Annotated in this window: 18 protein-coding genes; 12 read left to right on the forward strand and 6 right to left on the reverse strand. The window is 63.2% G+C overall.

The window, feature by feature from the left end; all coding sequences use genetic code 11:
* Nucleotides 1-144 precede the first annotated feature (144 nt).
* The 4 genes from sucC (at nt 145) to IPM16_14845 (ending at nt 5379) form a co-directional block, all read left to right on the forward strand.
* Entirely contained in the window at nt 145-1287 is a 1143-nt protein-coding gene (gene sucC, locus IPM16_14830; protein MBK9124377.1) for an ADP-forming succinate--CoA ligase subunit beta, read from the forward strand.
* A gap of 19 nt (nt 1288-1306) precedes the next feature.
* Nucleotides 1307-2185 carry a succinate--CoA ligase subunit alpha gene (sucD, locus tag IPM16_14835; GenBank protein ID MBK9124378.1) on the forward strand — a complete coding sequence of 293 codons (879 nt, stop codon included), beginning with the start codon at nt 1307-1309 and terminating at the stop codon, nt 2183-2185.
* Between the two features lie 463 nt (nt 2186-2648).
* Nucleotides 2649-3311 carry a hypothetical protein gene (locus IPM16_14840; protein MBK9124379.1) on the forward strand — a complete coding sequence of 221 codons (663 nt, stop codon included), beginning with the start codon at nt 2649-2651 and terminating at the stop codon, nt 3309-3311.
* A gap of 64 nt (nt 3312-3375) precedes the next feature.
* Nucleotides 3376-5379 carry a beta-lactamase family protein gene (locus IPM16_14845; GenBank protein MBK9124380.1) on the forward strand — a complete coding sequence of 668 codons (2004 nt, stop codon included), beginning with the start codon at nt 3376-3378 and terminating at the stop codon, nt 5377-5379.
* A gap of 95 nt (nt 5380-5474) precedes the next feature.
* Here the strand turns inward: IPM16_14845 and IPM16_14850 are convergent, their stop codons facing one another.
* Nucleotides 5475-6053, reverse strand: coding sequence for a shikimate kinase (locus IPM16_14850; GenBank protein ID MBK9124381.1), 579 nt, complete (start codon nt 6051-6053; stop codon nt 5475-5477).
* 4 nt (nt 6054-6057) lie between these two features.
* On the reverse strand, nt 6058-7041 hold the full coding sequence (locus IPM16_14855; GenBank protein ID MBK9124382.1) for an aldo/keto reductase: 984 nt from the start codon (nt 7039-7041) through the stop codon (nt 6058-6060).
* Nucleotides 7042-7296: 255 nt separating this feature from the next.
* On the opposite strand from IPM16_14855, the gene IPM16_14860 reads away from it, so the two are divergent.
* The 6 genes from IPM16_14860 (at nt 7297) to IPM16_14885 (ending at nt 11532) form a co-directional block, all read left to right on the forward strand.
* Nucleotides 7297-8031, forward strand: coding sequence for a PHP domain-containing protein (locus IPM16_14860; GenBank protein ID MBK9124383.1), 735 nt, complete (start codon nt 7297-7299; stop codon nt 8029-8031).
* A gap of 69 nt (nt 8032-8100) precedes the next feature.
* Nucleotides 8101-8481, forward strand: coding sequence for a methylglyoxal synthase (locus tag IPM16_14865; GenBank protein MBK9124384.1), 381 nt, complete (start codon nt 8101-8103; stop codon nt 8479-8481).
* Nucleotides 8482-8804: 323 nt separating this feature from the next.
* On the forward strand, nt 8805-9143 hold the full coding sequence (locus tag IPM16_14870) for a helix-turn-helix transcriptional regulator (protein ID MBK9124385.1): 339 nt from the start codon (nt 8805-8807) through the stop codon (nt 9141-9143).
* Nucleotides 9136-10038, forward strand: coding sequence for a hypothetical protein (locus IPM16_14875; protein MBK9124386.1), 903 nt, complete (start codon nt 9136-9138; stop codon nt 10036-10038). The genes IPM16_14870 and IPM16_14875 overlap by 8 nt, the downstream gene beginning before the upstream one ends.
* 124 nt (nt 10039-10162) lie before the next feature.
* A complete protein-coding gene (locus IPM16_14880; protein ID MBK9124387.1) occupies nt 10163-11137 on the forward strand; it encodes an NAD(P)-dependent alcohol dehydrogenase in 975 nt (324 codons plus the stop codon).
* An 11-nt stretch (nt 11138-11148) separates the two neighbouring features.
* On the forward strand, nt 11149-11532 hold the full coding sequence (locus tag IPM16_14885) for a hypothetical protein (GenBank protein MBK9124388.1): 384 nt from the start codon (nt 11149-11151) through the stop codon (nt 11530-11532).
* Nucleotides 11533-11698: 166 nt separating this feature from the next.
* On the opposite strand, the gene IPM16_14890 is transcribed toward IPM16_14885, so the two are convergent.
* From IPM16_14890 to IPM16_14900, 3 genes are all read right to left on the reverse strand, one after another.
* Nucleotides 11699-12430: an amino acid hydroxylase gene (locus IPM16_14890; GenBank protein ID MBK9124389.1), complete on the reverse strand. Its 732-nt coding sequence runs from the start codon at nt 12428-12430 to the stop codon at nt 11699-11701.
* A 130-nt stretch (nt 12431-12560) separates the two neighbouring features.
* Nucleotides 12561-14249 carry a cation:proton antiporter gene (locus IPM16_14895; GenBank protein ID MBK9124390.1) on the reverse strand — a complete coding sequence of 563 codons (1689 nt, stop codon included), beginning with the start codon at nt 14247-14249 and terminating at the stop codon, nt 12561-12563.
* 270 nt (nt 14250-14519) lie between these two features.
* Complete coding sequence (locus IPM16_14900) at nt 14520-15242, reverse strand: class I SAM-dependent methyltransferase (GenBank protein ID MBK9124391.1); 723 nt, start codon at nt 15240-15242, stop codon at nt 14520-14522.
* Between the two features lie 104 nt (nt 15243-15346).
* On the opposite strand from IPM16_14900, the gene IPM16_14905 reads away from it, so the two are divergent.
* Nucleotides 15347-16321, forward strand: coding sequence for a sugar kinase (locus tag IPM16_14905; GenBank protein MBK9124392.1), 975 nt, complete (start codon nt 15347-15349; stop codon nt 16319-16321).
* Between the two features lie 101 nt (nt 16322-16422).
* Here the strand turns inward: IPM16_14905 and folK are convergent, their stop codons facing one another.
* Nucleotides 16423-16893, reverse strand: coding sequence for a 2-amino-4-hydroxy-6-hydroxymethyldihydropteridine diphosphokinase (gene folK, locus IPM16_14910; GenBank protein MBK9124393.1), 471 nt, complete (start codon nt 16891-16893; stop codon nt 16423-16425).
* 198 nt (nt 16894-17091) lie between these two features.
* On the opposite strand from folK, the gene IPM16_14915 reads away from it, so the two are divergent.
* Nucleotides 17092-18378: an MFS transporter gene (locus IPM16_14915; GenBank protein ID MBK9124394.1), complete on the forward strand. Its 1287-nt coding sequence runs from the start codon at nt 17092-17094 to the stop codon at nt 18376-18378.
* The last annotated feature ends 51 nt before the right edge of the window (nt 18379-18429 follow it).

Genomic DNA, 18429 nt, shown 5'->3' on the forward strand with positions numbered 1-18429 from the left:
TATATACTCGTCTCCAGTCACACTATTCGTTCGCTGAGCTTCGAGTGTGCGCCACGACGCAGAATCTGGTGCCATGCATCCGCGTGACACACAGCGCATCACTCAACACTCGACACGCATCACTTACCGTGCAGGGAGAGACCCGTGGATTTATTCGAGTATCAAGGCAAGCTGTACTTCAGGCAGTTTGGCATTCCGACATCGGCCGGCGAGGTCGCAGATACGGTCGACGAGGCGGTAGCCGCCGCCGAAAAGATCGGCTATCCGGTGGTGGTTAAGGCGCAAGTACAGGTCGGCGGGCGGGGCAAGGCCGGCGGTATCAAGCTGGCCGACAGCCCCGACGAGGTCCGCCTGCACGCCGGCAACATCCTCGGCATGGACATCAAGGGCCACGTCGTGCGCCGGCTGTGGATCGAGAAGGCGTCCGACATCGCCGAAGAATACTACGCGTCGTTCACGCTCGACCGGTCGCGCAAGCAGCACATGGGCATGCTCTCGGCACAGGGCGGCGTCGATATCGAGGCGGTAGCGGCGAAGGACCCGGACGCGATCGCGCTGCTGTACGTCAACCCGTACAAGGGCATCACCGAGGAGGCCGTGCGCGATTGGGTCGCCCGCGCCAAGCTCAACCCGGCCGCGACCGAAGGCACGGTCGAGATTCTGCTCAAGCTGTACCGCTGCTTCAAGGACGGCGACTGCGATCTGGCAGAGATCAACCCGCTGATCCTGACCACCGACGGTGTCGTGCGCGCGCTGGATGCGAAGGTGAGTCTCGACAACGCCGCCGAAGACCGTCATCCCGAGTGGGAGGCGTTCAAGGGCCTCGAGGTCATGGACGAGCGCGAGCGCCTCGCCAAAGAGAAGGACTTGCAGTACGTGGGCCTGTCCGGCACGGTTGGGATCATCGCCAACGGCGCCGGCCTCGCCATGAGCACGGTCGACATCGTCAATCAGGTCGGCGGCGCGCCGGCCAACTTCCTCGACATTGGCGGCGGCGCGAATGCGGAAGTCGTCGCCAACGCGCTCACGGTCATCAACACCGACCCCAACGTCAAGTCGATCCTGATCAACATCTTCGGCGGCATCACCCGCTGTGACGAGGTCGCGCGCGGAATCGTGCAGGCGCTCGACATGATCGAACACACCGCGCCGATCATCATCCGCCTCGACGGCACCAACGCGCCGGAAGGCCGCGCCATCCTCGAACAGCACGAGAGCGACACGCTCCGCATGCTGCCTGACATGCTTACCGCGGCCAAGCAGGCCGTCGCGACCGCCGCCCAGTAGCTCACGGAGACAACGACACATGGCAATTTGGCTGACAGAGAAGAACAAGGTCGTCGTGCAGGGGCTGACCGGCAAGCAAGGGCAGTTCTACGGCCTGATGAACCGCGACTACGGCACGAAGATTGTCGCCGGCACCAACCCGAAGAAGGCTGGCACCGACATTGATGGGATCCCCATTTTCGCCACTGTCGCGGATGCGATGGCCGCGACCGGCGCGGATACATCCTTTATCATCGTGCCGCCGGCACTGTGCAAGGGTGCCATCATGGAGGCCGCCGACGCCGGTATCAAGTTCATCGTGTGCGTTACCGAACACATCCCGGCGCAGGATCAGGCGTGGATATACAACTGGCTCAAGGCGAACCATCCGAACACGCGCATGCTCGGCCCCAACTGCGCCGGCATTCTTTCGCCGGGCAAGGCGAACATCGGCTTTACGCCAACCTCGGTGAGCAAGCCCGGCCCGGTCGGTGTCGTAAGCCGGTCAGGCACGCTGGCGTATCAGGCGTTGTATGAGCTGACTGTCAGCGACATCGGACAGTCGACCTGCGTCGGCATCGGGGGCGACCCCGTCCCCGGCACCAGCTTCATCGACGTGCTGCAGGCCTTCGAAAACGACCCCGAAACCAGCGCGATCGTGATGATCGGCGAAATTGGCGGCACGGCGGAAGAGGAGGCGGCCGAGTTCATCAAGCACAACGTGAGCAAGCCGGTCGTGAGCTACATTGCGGGCGTCACCGCGCCTCCGGGTAAGAAGATGGGCCACGCCGGCGCGATCGTCACCGGCAACAAGGGGACGGCCAAGGCCAAGATGGAAGCCCTGACCGCCGCCGGCGCGTTCGTCGCGCAGAACCCGACCGAGATCGGCGGATTGGTGAAACAGGCGCTCGGCCTGTAAGGCGGAGCGTTGAGTGCCGGGTGATGAGTCGTGAGTGGGGTGCCGTGTCGCACGGTGTCCATGCGCGGCGGACACGGCGGTGCCGTGTCCCTACGCATGAATTCGCGATGACAGAATCACGGGCGTTGTCGATTGCCCTTCACCCCTCTCCCCTTGACGACCAACGGGAGCACCGCAGGTCCGGAGAGGGGTCACGGGTGAGGGGGACGCCGCACCACGGGCGACCCGCCGGGTCGCCTCTACAATCGTACGTGCGTGATGCCTATTTCCCTCTCCCCCAGGGAGAGGGGTTAGGGGTGAGGGCCCCACGGACACGGCGGTGCCGTGTCCCTACGCACGGTTTCTCAACCACACCCGCGCCGTCCAATGCCTTTCTCCCCTCTCCCCTTGAGGGAGAGGGGCCGGGGGTGAGGGGTGCACTTCCTCATCACTCATCACTCACTACTCATCACTTCCCACTTTCATGAGTGCTCGTGTTCGCGTTCTCATCATCCTGCTCGGTGCCGTCATCGTCATCGGCGCGTTTGCGTTCCCAGTGTGGTTCCCGCTCACTCTCGATCCGTCGGAGATCGTGCTGTTTCCCGAGATCCCCGAGTCGCTCCAGGACGAATTCGAGGCACTGCCCGCCGACCGCCGCGATAACTATCTGGAGCTGCGCGACGAGGACGTGCGGATCGCCGCCAACATGGCTGCATTCGCGCTTCAGCCGCCGCGCGTGGTGCCGGAGGACGAGCAGGCCAACCCGGAACGCAGCGGTCAGGTGGCGATCCGCGACGGCGAGTTCGAGACGATCACGCCCAACCGCAGCGCGCAGGGGACGATCACGCTGTACGAACTTCCGGATGGAAGCCGGTACCTGTGGCTTCAGGACTTCTCGGTCATTCCCGGCCCGGGGCTGCGGTTGTTCCTGTCCGACCTTGACGGGGCGATGCTTGAAGAGCTGCTCAATGACGACGAACCGGGCGACTTTCGCCTCAGCCTGAACGAACTGCTGCTCGACCCGCTGCGCTATGACGTCGGCAATCAGGCTTACGACGTCCCGCGCGAGGCCGACCTCGGCCGCTATTCGAGCGTCATCATCTACTCGACCGAGCTCGACGTGCTGTACAGCTTTGCGGAGTGGTAAGCATCACAACCGCCTCGGCTGCCGCACGTACTTTTGTTGGAGCGACCCAAAGGAGAACTCCCTAATGAAGCGAACTCGCAATGCGCCGTCGATCGCACGTCTTCCGCTGGCGTTTGTGCTCACGCTTGTAGCCGCCGTGCTGATGGCCCCAGGCGTTTTGGCGCAAGGCGAGACGACGTACACCGCGCCGGATGGCGGCTGGACTGTCCCGGTGCCCGGCGGGTGGACGACGACCGAAGGTGAGGGCTATGTTCAGTTCTCAAGCGGCGACGGCATGGACCTGTTTGTGCTGACGTTTCCTGACGGCGACGTCGAGGACATCGCACCGGAGGCGTGGGCACTAGTCGATTCGGAATTCGACCTGACCTACGAGCCGAACAACGTTCAGCGCATCACCGACGAAGTGCTGCTGCAAGGCTACGACAGCGCCGGCGTCATCACCTACGCCAATGGAACAGGCGCCGACGGCAAGATTGTTCAAGCTGCGGTTCAGTCGTTCAATGGCACCGCCTATGTCATCCTGATCGACACCGACCTACCGACCCTTCAGCGGCGAGTCGCCCAGCTACAGATCTTCTCGACGGGTTTCCTTCCCGCGGGCTTTGGCGCTGATGACCTGAGCGCCGCCGAGGTCGTCCCATTCGACACAGACTTCTTCGAGGAGGTGGACGCGTTCGTCGCAGACGCACACGATCGACTGAACGTCGACTCTGTCGCGTATGCTGTCGTGCGCGACGGCGAAATCGTCCATACAGCCGGTTTCGGGACGCAGGTCGACGGCGATCCGGTGACCGCAGACACGCACTTCATGATCGGGTCGATCACCAAGACGATGACCACGCTGCTGATGGCGCAGGCCATCGACCAAGGTGCGTTCACGTGGGAGACGCCGGTGATCGAGATCGACCCGGCGTTCGCCGTTGCCGATCCGGAAATTTCCGCCCAGCTCACGATGTCCAATCTGGTGTGTGCCTGCACGGGCGTGCCCCGGCGCGACTACGAGCTGATTTATAACCCGGCCGTGCCCGCCGACGAGATCCTCGCACAGCTTGAGACGTTCGAGTTCTTCACGGGCTTCGGCGAGGCATTCCAGTACAGCAACCAGCTCGTCGCCGCTGCCGGATACGAGACCGCCCGCGCGCTCGACCCGGACGCCGACGATCTGCTCGACGCGTACATCGCGCTGGTGCAGGACGGCATCTTCGGGCCGGTCGGCATGACCGAAACGACCTTCGACTTTGACGCCATCGCCGCAGGCGAGCGCTACTCCCTGCCTTACGGGCGCGGCGCGTTGGAGTATGAACCGCTCTCGATCGAGACCGAATCATTCTTGCTCTCGGTTGCGCCTGCCGGCGCGGCATGGTCGACTGCCAACGACATGGCGTCGTATCTCGTCATGCTGATGAACGGCGGCGTTACTGCCGACGGCACCCGAGTCGTCAGCGAAGAAGGGCTGGCGCGGGTGCAAACGCCACAGGTGTCGATCGACTCGAACACGTCCTACGGGCTTGGCTGGATACTGGGCGAGTACAAGGAAGTGCCGGTGTACTTCCACGATGGCAACACGCTTGGCTATTCCGCATCGATGACGTACATGCCCGACAAGGGCATCGGTATCGTCGTGCTGGTCAACCAGCAGGGATCGAGCGCGCCCGGCCTGATAGCCTCCAACTTCTACAGCCTTGCATTGGCCGATCCGGAACCGGACGCCGCAGGAACACTCGACTTTATCGTGACGACCACCGCGGACAACGTCGCCAAAGCGGAAGACACGGTGATCCGGACGTTCGACGCGGAGGTAGTCGGGCAGTTTGCGGGTACGTATGCCAACCCGGTGCTGGGTGAGATCACGCTAACCGTAACCGACGACAATGGGGTGACGTTCGATGCAGGCGAGTTCGTCACCGCGCTGTGGCGTTCGACCGAGCAGGACGACCCCGAAGTGTACTTCATGGCCGACCCGCCGCTCACCGGCGACCGCGTGCGCCTCGCGCTCGGCGAGGATGGAGATCCGCGTGTCGTTGTCGGGCTCGGGTTGACGGAGTACGTATTCACGCTGACGAAATAGCGGACGCTCCGCCCGCTACTTCGTCGCAGGCGTCACCCCACATGCAATCCCCCTCGCCCCTTATGCCATAGGCTAAAGGGGCGAGGGGAATAGCGCTATTCGCGCCCGTACAGCAGTTCCTGCACCATTTCGTCGATCGACTTGTCGAGCGTGTAGACCGTCCGTGTCGCCAGCAGTGCGTTGGATGGGTGCGTGAGGAACGTACGGTTCATTGCCATGATCCCGCGGATCGACGTTTCTGCCATGTCCGGCTCGGACTCGCGCAGGCGGCGTTCGAGTTCCGCGGCGGATACCTCAACATCCGGCGACGGCAGCAGCAGAATCACGTGCGGAAACGGCAAAAGCGCGATCTTGGCGCGCTCGAAAAGCGCCGGATCGTTATAGTACGAGTGCCCTGCGCCGAACGCGATCACGTGGTCGGTCGGGTAATCTTGCAGCACGCGCTCGACGCCGTACACGTCGAACGGCCGCCAGTACTGGGCCAGTTCGACAATACCGCCATGCTGGCGGTGCGCGTCGGCGAGTCCCGGATCGTAGCCGATCTCGGCGTAGTAACCCCAACGCAGCTTGTCGAGATCGAGCCAAGGCCAGCCCATGGCCTCGGCCAGCGCCTGAGCGAGGGTGGTCTTGCCGGCCTTGCTCGGACCGATCAGGATGATGCTGGGAAGCGGCACGCGATCAGCCGTGCCCCAGTACCGGATGCGGCACGTATGGCGCCTCGAGTTCAGCGATGTCCTCGGCGGTCAGCTTGACGTCTAGCGCCGCGATCAGCTCGTCAAGTTGATGGATTTTGCTGGCGCCGATGATCGGGCTGTGGATGCCGGGCTTGTGCAGCATCCACGCCAGCGCGATCTGCGCCGGTTTCACGCCGTACCGGTCCGCCACCGCCAGCACCGCGTCCAGCACGCCGAAGTCGGCGTCTTCGAAGTACATATTGTGCGCGTAATCGTCGGTAGTCGAGCGGGTCGTCGCGCCGCCCTTGTCACGCGTGCGGTTACCGGCGAGGAACCCGCGCGCCAACGGACTCCACGGGATGACGCCGATCCCCTGATCGATGCAAAGCGGGATCATCTCGCGCTCTTCCTCGCGGTAGATGAGGTTGTAGTGGTTCTGCATCGACACGAACTTGGCCCAGCCGTTTCGCTCGCTGATCGCCATCGCCTGCATGAACTGCCACGCGTACATGCTGCTCGCGCCGATATAACGCGCTTTGCCTGCTCGCACGACATCGTTGAGCGCGTCGAGCGTCTCTTCGATCGGCGTGTCGTAGTCCCAGCGGTGAATCTGGTAGAGATCGACGTAGTCCATACGCAGGCGGCGCAGGCTGGCGTCGATGCTGTCCATGATGTGCTTGCGCGAGAGGCCGCGTTGGTTCGGGCCGGGGCCCATCGCGTTGTACACCTTCGTGGCGACCACGACCTCGTCGCGGTTGGGGAACAGCTCGCGCATCAACGTGCCGGTGACCTCCTCGCTGACGCCGACCGAGTACATATCGGCCGTGTCGTAGAAGTTGACGCCGGCCTCGGCAGCGCGTGTGACGATCGGCCGGGCCTCGTCGATGCCGAGGATCCACTTGCGCCAGTTCGGGTCGCCGTAGGTCATCATACCGAGGCAGATGCGTGAGACCTTCATACCGGTTTTGCCTAGCCGGACGTATTCCATGGGGTTTCCTCCGCGTCGTGGTTAAACCGTGACGGCTATTGTACCGCGCACAAATCAGCTCAAAAGTCGGCAACCTGTGTCAGGTTCCGCTTGCCACTTCGGCGCTGTGCCGTTAAGCTCTTCTGCTCTCTAGCCGGGTAACTGCCTGTCGAACTTTCGCACGATTGGCATCTACGCTTAACCATCCGTTTATCACAGTCCGCTAGGCTTCAGTCCGTTGACACAAACCGAGGGTGTCTCTTGACGAATCAACCGATGGGTCGTGCCGATCTGCACATCCACACATCTGCGTCAGATGGCTCGATGAACGTGCGCGAGCTGCTCGATCATGTCGCCAAGGCAGGCACTCTCGACGTGATCGCCATTACCGACCATGACCGGCTCGACGCCAGCGTATGGGCGTTCGACCGGCGCGACCGCTACCCGTTCGACATCGTGCCGGGCGTCGAGGTTAGCACGGCCGAGGGGCACATGCTGGCGCTGTGGGTGACCGAGCCCGTGCCTTCCGGTCTGTCGATGGCGGAGACCGCCGCGGCGATCCACGAGCAGAACGGTGTCGCGATTCTGGCGCACCCGTTCTTCACGCAGATGGGCGACACACGGCGCGCGGCACGCGTCTACCGGCGCGATCCCGCGTACTTGCTGCACGCGGGGCTGGATGGGCTGGAGACCTTCAACGGCAGCGTCATACTTCCCGGCAGCAATGCAGTCGCCGCGTGCGTTGCCCGCCTGCTCGGCCTCGGCATGACCGGCGGCAGCGACGCCCATTCGCTGAGCGCAGTAGGAACCGCAATCACGCATTTCAAGGGGCGGACCGCGGACGATTTGAGGAATGCGCTGCTGCACCGCCAAACACGTGCTGTCGGCCGGCCATGGCCGCTGCGTGCACACATCAAGTTCGTTGCGGACTTCATCGCCCGGCGCGGAAGAATCCTGTTGGACGAGTTCGACGGCGACGACAAGCCGGAGCGCGAAACGGCCACGATCTAGCCTCGTGCTTGAGCCCATGGGGCAGCGCGGTACAATCGGGGGCGTGCCGCGCTGACGGAACCTTTATCCATGACCGATGCCCCCAAGACTCTCGCGTTGATCGCCCACGACGGCAAGAAGGCAGATATGATCGCCTTCGCGCTCAAACATCACGACATCCTCAGGCGATATCATCTCGTCGCGACTAGTACCACCGGCAAGCTGCTGAGCGACTCGGCCAACCTCGAGGTCGAGCGCATGCTGTCCGGCCCGGTTGGCGGCGACGCGCAGATCGCGGCCAAGGTCGCCGAGGGTAAGATCGCCGCGGTGTTCTTCTTCATCGACCCGCTCGGCAAGCATCCCCACGACCCCGACATCCAATCGCTGCTGCGCATCTGCAATGCGCACAACGTCCCCTTGGCGACGAACCCGGCCACGGCCACGTACATCATCTCCCAGCAGGCGCTGTAAAGAAGTTCTCAGTCGTCAGTTGTCAGTGGTCAGAGACTGAAGCGCGGGTTGAAGTGGGCGGGTATGGGCGGACGCCATGTATGTCGTCCCTACCAAACTGCGACGTTGACTTGGCCTGGATCGGGTGAAATCCGCGTCACGCCCGCTCCTCACGTACATGCATGCCAGCGTAGTGCCGGACCCGCACGCGTCATCCGAAATCTGATTCCTGACTCCTGAAACCTATCTCTCCTGAAAACTACCTCCTTGACATGCTGTGTATCGCACAGTATCCTTATGCTGTGTGATGCACAGTATTGTAGGACGCACAGTGTATGCCGGAAATGGACGATCAGATCGACAAGCTCAGGCTTGAGCTGCGACGCGGGGTGCTCGTGCTCGCGGTGCTCGCCCAGCTTGAGACGGCCAGTTACGGCTACAGCTTGATCCAGCGCCTCGCCGAGCGCGGGCTGGATATCGAGGAAGGGACACTGTACCCCTTGCTGCGTCGGCTTGAACAGCAGGGCTTGCTCGCAAGCGACTGGGATACCAGCGAGGCGCGACCCCGCAAGTACTACCGCATCAGCGAGTCGGGGCGGGCCGTTCTGGAAACGCTCACCGCCGAATGGTTTGCGACAGCCGCCGTGATGCGCCGAATCTTGGGAGAAACTCACAATGACTGATCTGGTCGACCGTTACGTTCATCAGGTCGGGCGTTACCTGTCTCCAAAGCAGCGCGCGGACATCGAGGCCGAACTTCGCTCGCAGATCCGCGACCAGCTCGAAGACCGCTACTGCGGGATGCCGTCAGACGACGAGGTTGCCGCGGTGCTGCGCGAGCTGGGCGATCCGCGCGTGCTCGCCGCGCGCTACGCCGAGGATCGCTATTTGGTGGGGCCGGCATTCTACCCGACTATGATCACGGTGCTGCAGTATGGATGGGTCGTCTTGCCGCCGGTCGTGTTCTTCCTGTCGATCTTCGGCGCACTGACCGCGGCAGCACCCGTTGACGTGCCTCGCGCGCTCCTCGACGCGGGGCTCTCCGCCGTGCAGGCCGGGGTGTTCCTGAGCGCGGCGGTCGTGCAGGTCTTCGCCATGATCGAGCGCGCGGCGCATGCGCCGCGACTGCCGCCCGCGCCTTTCGATCCGGTGGCGCTGCCACGCATCGACGACCCCGCCGCGGTCTCCCGATTCGAATTCGCGTTCGGGATCGCGCTCGGTGTCATCGTCACACTGATGCTGGTCTACTTCCTCGCGGTCGGGGGCCTGACGCTTCAGTTCAACCTGAGCGATCCAGGCGATGTCATCCCGTTTCCGACGGTATGGGGCGTGCTGCTGCTCCTGAACGGCATCGCGATGATCGCGCTGCACCTCGTCGTACTGCGGCGCAATCGGTGGGACTATCGCCTATGGGCGCTCGAAACAGCGCTGGAAGTGTTCGGCTCGATATGCTTGTACTTCGTGCTCACCACACCGCTGTTCGACCGGTTGGTCGCGGCGAACCGGGCATCGCGACGACGCCCGTGCTCAACGCCCTGCCCGAACTCTTCGTCATCGTCGGCGCCGTCGGCACGCTGATCTCCCGTGGCAGCAAGCTCGTCGCGCTGTGGCGAAGTCCACGGACGCCTTAAGCAGCCGCTGCCGTTGAGGCAGCGCCCGCCATCTCACCGACATCAGATTCGTCAGTCTAAGGAGAAATGTCATGAAAGCGATTTACGTGGAGCGCTTCAGCGCACCCGATGCGGTGCGTGTGCGCGAGGTCGAAACGCCTACGCCCAACGCCGATCAAGTGCTTGTCAAAGTCCACGCCACGTCGGTGAACTACAACACCGTCGCGCTGGTCACCGGAAAGCCGTTCATCGTGCGCGCAATGACGGGTGGCGTGACAAAGCCGAAGTATCACATTCCCGGCAACGACGTGGCCGGGCGTGTCGAGGCCGTTGGCGCGAACGTCACGCGCTTCAAGCCGGGCGATGCGGTCTTCGGCGACACGGCCGATGCCGGGTACGGCACGCTTGCGGAGTTCGTCGCCGTGCCGGAGACGGCGCTTGCGTTGATCCCTGCCGGGGTCTCGTTCGAGGATGCTGCATCCGCGCCTGAGGCGGGGCTGGTCGCGCTGCAAGGATTGCGGGACGTGGGACATATCGAAGCCGGCCAGCGCGTCCTGATCGTCGGGGCGTCGGGCGGTATCGGCACGTTTGCGGTGCAGATCGCCAAGCATCTCGGCGCTCACGTGACCGCCGTATGCAGCGCGCGCAACGCGGCGCTGGTACGCTCGATCGGGGCCGATGACGTGATCGACTACACGCGCGACGACTTCGCAAAGAGTGGTCAGACGTACGACCTGATTGTGGCGACCGTGGGCTACCGTTCGATCTTCGATTTTCGGCGCGCTTTGGCGCCGGGTGGTCGCTACGTGTCGACCGGCGGCACGCTGCGCCAGATCTTCACGGCGATGCTGCTTGGGCCGCTGCTATCCCGCTCGGGAAAGACGCTGCAATCCCTTATTCTCAAGCCAAACAAGGATCTGGCGGAGCTTGGCGCGATGATCGCTTCGGGCGCCGTCAGACCGGTGATCGAGCAGTGCTACCCACTGGCCGAGGCACAAGCCGCACTTGCACACTACGCGACCGGCCGCGCACGCGGCAAGCTTGTCATCACGATTGCGCATGACTAGGAGAACGGACCATGGAACAAGAACGCATCATCTTATCGGCGATGTGGATCGCGCTGATGTTGACGTATCTGCTCGGTGACGTGCTGCGCATTTTCGCCGGCGATTTCAAGGCCGGCGAGATGTCTGGCGGGAAGGCGACGCAGGCGATGTGGATGGGGGCCGCGCTGCTGATGCTGATCCCGATTTTTATGCTCGTACTGTCGCTGGTCGTACCCTACGACGTTATCCGCTGGCTGACGATCATCGCCGCGGCAGGGCTGTTCCTGCTCAACGTCGTCAGCGTGATGGGCTACCCGGGCCTTTATGACCGCTTCCTGATCGTCGTCGGGCTGGTCTTCAACGTCGTGACGATCGTCTATGCCTGGAACTGGTCCCCGCCACCGGTCGCGCTTTAACGCCGGCAAGACGTGCAGAGGCTTCGCCTCCGCACCTTCACAAGGGGTTTGCACCCCTTGACCCCTTATACGGCGAAAACGGCACGCATGCGTGCCGTTTTCGCGGGTATGGGAGTCCAGAGGGCGAAAGCCTTCTGGCGGGGGTTGGGGCAGCGCCCCAAGTCCCTTAACGGTGTTGAGCTGGCAGGGTGTCGTGATACTCGACCCACAGCGGCGCGGACGTCTCGAGTTGTTCGATCGAGTCGAGGATGAACAACGTCTTGTGCATCTGGTGCGGGCTGGGGCTGACGCCTTCAAACGCCTCGATGCTGAACGGTACCTTTTCGACGGCGTCGCTGAGGGCGTGCTCAAGCTCGCCGGGCGAGGACATCAGGCCGGCACCGAGGGCTTTCATCGCGCCGTCTTCGATCAGGAAGCCGAACTCAATCGTGTACCACCACAACGAGCCGAGCGATTTGCGCTGCTCGGGCGTGTAGCGCAGGGCGATATGCGCAAACTGCTCGATGTAGTCGGCATACTGCCTGTCGGCCATCAGCGGCAGGTGGCCGAAGGTATCGTGCCAGATGTCCGGCAGCGGGGTATAGAGCAGCTCTTCTTCGCTGCGGATGTACTCGGTGACGAGAAACTGCCGGCGGGCGAGGTGTTCGAACCACGACTGGCCGTCGCTGTACACCACATCGGTGCTGACCAGTTCCCAGCCCACGAGGTCTTGCAGGCGATGGCTGAGCGCGTCGAAATCGGGGATGCGCTCGCGCTGCAACCCGAGCGTCTCCAAGCCTTCGAGCCACAAACGGCAGGCGTAGCGGTGGCAGTTGGCGATTTGATGGTCCCAAAGCATCGACCAGATACGGTCGTCTTCAGGCGTGAATCGTTTGAATGGACGACGGGATTCGCTCATTTCGGCAGGCTTTCCGGTTCGCACTCACCTCGGTCGGATTATTGTGCATTTTACCATAGAACCTGTTGTGCGAACTGAAGGTGTCCGGCAGTTCGACCGAACAGCGCAGCGGAGCAGGTCGGACTCAAGGTCAGGTGCTGTCGCGCAGCGGCGCGTACAGCTCGTGCCGGATTTCATCCGTGAAGTGGCTGATTCGCTCGTTAGGGACATCAAAGTGCAGGAGCGCCTGCCGGACGATTTCGAGACCAGCCTCAAATTCCGGCTGAACGACCTCAAACACACCGTGCCTATGGAGGACGTGCAGCAGTTCGACATTTTCGACCCGTGCCACAATGTCGAGTTGGGGCTGGATTTGGCGGACGCGAACGACAACAGATGTCGTGGTCACCAGCGCGGGGAGTGTGATCAGCAGCAGCTTGGCGCTATGGACGCTGGCCGTATGCAGCACGGTTTCCTGACTGGCATCGCCGTAGATCACCGGCATGCCATCCAGCTTGCACTGGTCCACGCGGCGCTGATCCAATTCGATGACGACAAACGGAAGCTGCATACGCTGCAGAACTTTTGCGACGTAGTATCCGGTTCGCCCGCCACCGGCGATGACGATGTGATCATGTAGACCGCCGCTTGGCAGATTGACCGTCACGAGCGCTTCCGAATGGAACCGGCGGCGCCAGATGCGGTAAATCGGCTCCGCGAGGCGGGGCAGCAGAGGCGTAAGCACCATCGTGATGATCGTGGCCGTCAAGACCAGCGAGTACAGATCCTGAGAGATCGACTGCGTGGTTAGCCCGACGCGTGCCAGAACGAAGGAGAACTCTCCGATCTGAAACATCGTCAGTCCAACGGCAATCGGGATGATTTTGCCATACCCGAATACGCGGACGAGCAAGCTGAAGATCAGCATCTTGCCCACCGTAACGAGGCCGACGAGCAGAAGCACGGTCGACAAGTTATCGAACAGGTAGGCAGGGTCGAGCAGCATACCGACGGATACGAAGAACACAAGGCCGAACAGATCACGCAGCGGCGTGATATCCCCCAGCGCCTGCTGGCTGTAGTCCGATTCGCTCAGTACGATGCCTGCGACGAAGGCGCCGAACGCGAACGACAGGCCAAACACATACGACACGTAGCCGATGCCCAACCCGAGCGTCGTGACAGCTAACAGGAACAGCTCGCGCGAGTTCCACTGCGCGATCATACGCATCAGCAGCGGCATGGCTCGCGTTCCGACAACAACCATACCCAGCATGAACACGGCAGCCTTGAAGATAGCGCCCAACAGCGCCGGCAGCCCCGCCGACAGATCGCTGAGTTCCGGCAGGATAAATATCAGCGGGATGATCGCCAGATCCTGCACGATCAGGATGCCGATCATCACACGGCTCGACAGCGTGCCGAGAAGTCCGCGCGCCATCAGCGTTTTGAGAATCACCATCGTGCTGGAGACCGAGATCAACCCGCCCAACCAGATCGACTCGATCCAATCCAAGCCGATACCCCGGCCGATCAGCGTGCCGAACGCGATCGTCAGCAGCATCTGAATCGGCGTGCCGATCAGGGCAACTCGGCGGACGGGCTGCAAATCCCGCAGCGAGAACTCCAGCCCGAGCGCGAACAGCAGCAGGCCCACCCCTAGCTCGGCCAACAATTCGATGTCATGGACGCTGCTGATCGTGAAGATGCCGGTGTACGGACTGACCAGCAGACCACCGAGAATGTAGCCGAGGATGAGGGGCTGCTTCAGGCGCTGCGCGATCAGCGCGCCCAGCATCGCGACGATGACGACAATGACGATATCGGCTGCAATTCCCATAAGACCGGCTATTCCATACGCTCAACGGTGCGCGGGGAACGCGTCATAAGCTGCGTGCGCGTTGCCCATCGCTGACCGGATTATAACCGGCGTGTACCGTCAGCCGGCCAATCGCCGTGTCGATGATAAGCCCGGTCGTGCGCAGACACAGCGCAAACGCATCACGTCGTGGCGCGCAACCGGCAGCCTGTGGATGGCCTGAATCAGCGTGCTTTAGGTGGGAACACGCGTCAGGCCAATCCTGCCGGGCCTCGTGACGGCGCAATCAGCTTAGTCGCGCGTCAGCACCACATAGGTGTTTAGGCTGCCGTCTTGACCGTCGGCGCGGTACCGCGTGCACTCGCGCAAGTCGCTGGCTGTCACCAGATGGTCGATCTCGGCGTCGGTATGATAGTGGCAGTAACGCACGGCTTGCGTGCCACGCCGCCAATCGAGCAGATAGTCGTTCTGTTCGACCTGTGCCGCCAGCTCTTGCGGCCACGGTTGAACGCGCTTGCGCAGGCGGTCGCTGTCAAGGAAGCGCCAGAACGCGACGGTCAAGACGCCGCCGGGCGCGACCAGCCCCGCCAACTGGCGGATGAACATACGCCGGTATTCGCGACCGGGGATGTGGTGCATCAAGCCGAACGCGCCGACTAGATCGTACAGGCCGGGGACCATGCCGTGTTCGATCATGTCGCGCGCGGTGAGGCGAACGGTCAAGCGTGGTTCGGCTTCCAGTGCCGACCGCGCGACATCGAGCAGCGACTCGCTGAAGTCGACGCCGTGGTAGCGGATCGGCCGGTCGAGTGACTCGGCGAGGAACAGCCCGAAGCGCCCGTTGCCACAGCCGGCATCCAGCACGCTCTTGACGGCAGCGCAGTAGGGCAGCAGCGACTTCCAGCCGGGCCACGGCGTGCCGCGCGTTTCGTCGAAATCGGCGGCGACTGTCGCGTAGAATTCGGCATTGATTTGGTTGAGGGTGCGGATCGTGTCGGCGTGCATGGCGCGCATTATCGGCGTGCGCAGTCGCTCCCGCAAGGGCCGCCGCGACCGGCTGTGTGACCATCGCGGCAGTGCGTTACACTGTAGGCGTGCCGTTCTGCGAGGATACGCCCATGCACTATGACGTTGTGACGTTGGGTGAGCCCCTGCTGCGGTTGACCCCGCCGCGTTACAAGCCGTTGGACAAAGCCGATATCTTCGAGGTCGAGGTGGGCGGCAGCGAAGCCAACACGGCTGCCGGACTGGCCGGCTTAGGCTTGAGCGTTGCCTACCTGACGCGGCTGACCGACAACCCGCTCGGCAAGCTGATCGCCGATACCCTGAACGGGTTCGGTGTGGATACGAGCCACATCACATGGACGCCGCGCGACCGGGTCGGCACGTACTACTACGAGGACGCTGCCCCGCCGCGCCAGACACGCGTCGTATACGACCGCGCCGGCAGCGCGGCGAGCAAGATGCGCCCGTCCGACCTGCCCGAGGCGCTGTTCGGGTTCGAGCAAGCGCGCGTGCTGCACCTCACTGGAATCACGGCGGCGCTCAGCTATGCAGCCAACGGTACCGCCCTTCACGCGCTCAAGCAGGCCGAGGAATCGAACTGGCGGCTGAGTTTTGACGTCAACTACCGGTCGCGGCTGTGGAGCGCGGCCGACGCCCAGACCGGGATCGAACCGTTCCTGCGCGTGGCCGATATCGCCTTCATCCCACTGCGCGACGCCCGCCTGATCTACAACTTGTCGGACTCGGTGCCGCTGGAACGCGTGCTCGACACGCTCGGCGCGTATTACCCGCAAACGGTGTGGGTGATGACGCTGGGCGCGGACGGCGCGATGGCGCGCGACCGCGACGGCACGATGTGGCGGCAGCCTGCCTATCCCGCGCACACCGTCTCGCGTATCGGCAGTGGCGACGCCTTCGATGCCGGCTTTCTCACCGCATTTCTCAACAATGCGCCGCTTCCCGAGGCGCTGCGCTGGGGTAATGCGTGCGCTGCGCTCAAGCGCAGTCAGCCCGGTGACATTGCCCGCCTGTCGGTCGCCGACGTCAAGCGGGTGATCGACGCCGGCACGGGAGATGTCCTCAGATAGTGGTCAGGAGTCAGGTGTCAGTATTCAGTGGTTAGGTGCAGAATGCCCACAACCGGTACTACCGACGATCACTCTGACTACTGACCACTGATCACTGATATCTAGCACGCCGCGAGGCGTGCGGCGATTTGCGCGTAGGTCTCGCCGGTTTCGGGGTGGCGCTCGTCGGGCGCGATCTCGGCCAGTGGGACCGCGACGAAGGCGTGTTCGAGGATGCCGCGCGCCGGAACGCGCCACGGCTTGCTGCCGAACGTCAGCACCGAATCGCCCCACAGCAGGAGATCGAGGTCGAGTTCGACCGGGCCGTACGGCGTAAGCTGATGGACCCGATCGCGTCCCGCCTCGCGCTCTATGGCGTACAGCGACTGCTTGAAGTCCTCCGGCGTCATGTCGATTTCGAGACGGGCGACGGCGTTGAGATAATCCGGCTGATCGAGATAGCCGACCGGCGCGGTTTGAATCGTCGAAGACACGGCGACCAGCGTGCCCAGCGCGCGCAGGCGCTCGATCGCGAATGCGAGGCGGCGTTCCGGGTCGAGGTTCGAGCCGAGGCCTACGGTGGCGAGCGTCATGAATCAGGCGTACTCCGGCGTCGTCAGGGGAGCGTATAACAGCAGTGTAACGCAGCGGCGGGCAGGCGTCAGCTTGGCGTGATGAGTCCACTCAAAAGTGGTCTATTGTGGCGGGGGAAAACGGGTGTATTGTATGCGCAGATCGAGCGCCAGCGCGTCATGCTGGCGTGTGTTTTGCCTGTGGGCAAGGAACTTATCGTGCTGCGTCGCACTTCTGCACACCCCCGTTCTCTCGTCGAACAGAACGCTCATCACCTCACGGTCGAGATCTTCTGGTTCGGGTTGGCCGTTGCCGCTACCTCGCGCTTCCTGTCGATGTACGCCATTCGCCTTGAAGCATCGCCGTTGGCGCAGGGGTTGATGGTCGCGCTGCCCGGGCTGGTGCTCGGCCTGTCGACCATGTTGGCGCAGTGGTGGCGAAATCGGTACCCGTCGAGCGTGAACGCAATGGCGCTGCCGGGCATGGGGTTCCGCCTGATCTTCCTGCTGCCGTTGTTCACGCCGTTTTTCCCGGCCGAATGGCAAGTGCCGTACTTGCTGGTCGCCGTCACGCTGCCTGCGGTCGCGCAAGGAATCGCCGGCGCGATCTTCCTGACCTTCATGCGCGAGTCGATTGGCGACGACCGCTGGGATCGCCTGAATAGCCGCCGCATGACGTGGTTCAACGTCGGCGTGGCCATCGGCGCGGTGGCATTTGGCGCATTGCTCAGCAAGCTGCCGTTCCCGATCAACTATCAGGTCATGTTCGGCACGGCATTCCTGCTGAGTATCGTCAGCCAATGGTACGTGATGCACACGCGGCCGATCTATGTGACGCCCGCGGCGGTGCCTGCGGCCAATGGTAAAGCACTGCGTGTGATCGACCTGCCGGGTTTCCGCAGCGTGATCATCACGATGCTGATCGCGTTCCTGACATTCCTCAGCATCAACGCGATGGTACCGCTGTTCCTCGTCAACCGTCTGGGCGGCGACGAGACGTTCATCGCCTTCTTCGGCCTTGTCGAACTGGCCGGCGGTGCGCTGATGGGCATGATGGGCGACCGGTTGGTGCACAAGTTCGGTGCGCGCCGTACGGCCTCGATAACGCTCGGCCTGACGGCGTTGGCTCCGATCATCATCGTGTTCGGCGGGAGCCTGCCGCTCGCGCTGATCGCCGGCTTTCTGACGGGGCTGGGCTGGACAGGCACGTCGCTGAGCTTGCTGCGGATGCTGATGGAAAAGGTACCGACCTACGCGATGCCGAAGGCGTCGGCGGTGTATCAACAGGTCGTGGCGATCGGTTCGTTCATCGGTCCGCTGACCGGGAGCGTGCTGGTCAACGGCGGCGTGGACATCGGGCTGGTGCTGGTGCTGGGTGCGGCGCTGCGGTTCGGCGGCGCGCTGGCGATCCGGTTCGACCTGACCGGCGCGCGGCGTACGCGGCTCGACGCTCCTCAACCACACCCAATCGAGGCGGCGGCCCCGGCCTCTGCCGGCGGCGACTAGCGCGGTAGACCTGCACACAATAGCACTCGAATCAGGGCGGATCGACAGCGG

This window comes from Candidatus Flexicrinis affinis (genome assembly GCA_016716525.1).
GTDB classification, from domain to species: Bacteria; Chloroflexota; Anaerolineae; order Aggregatilineales; family Phototrophicaceae; genus Flexicrinis; species Flexicrinis affinis.

What these genes read in the sequence shown, in the direction of transcription:
- IPM16_14845 (MBK9124380.1), top strand. Translation starts at nt 3,376, where the DNA reads ATGAAGCGAACTCGCAATGCGCCGTCGATCGCACGTCTTCCGCTGGCG.
- IPM16_14895 (MBK9124390.1), bottom strand. Translation starts at nt 14,249, where the DNA reads ATGGGAATTGCAGCCGATATCGTCATTGTCGTCATCGTCGCGATGCTG.
- IPM16_14840 (MBK9124379.1), top strand. Translation starts at nt 2,649, where the DNA reads ATGAGTGCTCGTGTTCGCGTTCTCATCATCCTGCTCGGTGCCGTCATC.
- folK (MBK9124393.1), bottom strand. Translation starts at nt 16,893, where the DNA reads ATGACGCTCGCCACCGTAGGCCTCGGCTCGAACCTCGACCCGGAACGC.
- IPM16_14855 (MBK9124382.1), bottom strand. Translation starts at nt 7,041, where the DNA reads ATGGAATACGTCCGGCTAGGCAAAACCGGTATGAAGGTCTCACGCATC.
- IPM16_14880 (MBK9124387.1), top strand. Translation starts at nt 10,163, where the DNA reads ATGAAAGCGATTTACGTGGAGCGCTTCAGCGCACCCGATGCGGTGCGT.
- IPM16_14875 (MBK9124386.1), top strand. Translation starts at nt 9,136, where the DNA reads ATGACTGATCTGGTCGACCGTTACGTTCATCAGGTCGGGCGTTACCTG.
- IPM16_14900 (MBK9124391.1), bottom strand. Translation starts at nt 15,242, where the DNA reads ATGCGCGCCATGCACGCCGACACGATCCGCACCCTCAACCAAATCAAT.
- IPM16_14860 (MBK9124383.1), top strand. Translation starts at nt 7,297, where the DNA reads ATGGGTCGTGCCGATCTGCACATCCACACATCTGCGTCAGATGGCTCG.
- IPM16_14890 (MBK9124389.1), bottom strand. Translation starts at nt 12,430, where the DNA reads ATGAGCGAATCCCGTCGTCCATTCAAACGATTCACGCCTGAAGACGAC.
- IPM16_14885 (MBK9124388.1), top strand. Translation starts at nt 11,149, where the DNA reads ATGGAACAAGAACGCATCATCTTATCGGCGATGTGGATCGCGCTGATG.
- IPM16_14865 (MBK9124384.1), top strand. Translation starts at nt 8,101, where the DNA reads ATGACCGATGCCCCCAAGACTCTCGCGTTGATCGCCCACGACGGCAAG.
- IPM16_14905 (MBK9124392.1), top strand. Translation starts at nt 15,347, where the DNA reads ATGCACTATGACGTTGTGACGTTGGGTGAGCCCCTGCTGCGGTTGACC.
- IPM16_14870 (MBK9124385.1), top strand. Translation starts at nt 8,805, where the DNA reads ATGGACGATCAGATCGACAAGCTCAGGCTTGAGCTGCGACGCGGGGTG.
- sucD (MBK9124378.1), top strand. Translation starts at nt 1,307, where the DNA reads ATGGCAATTTGGCTGACAGAGAAGAACAAGGTCGTCGTGCAGGGGCTG.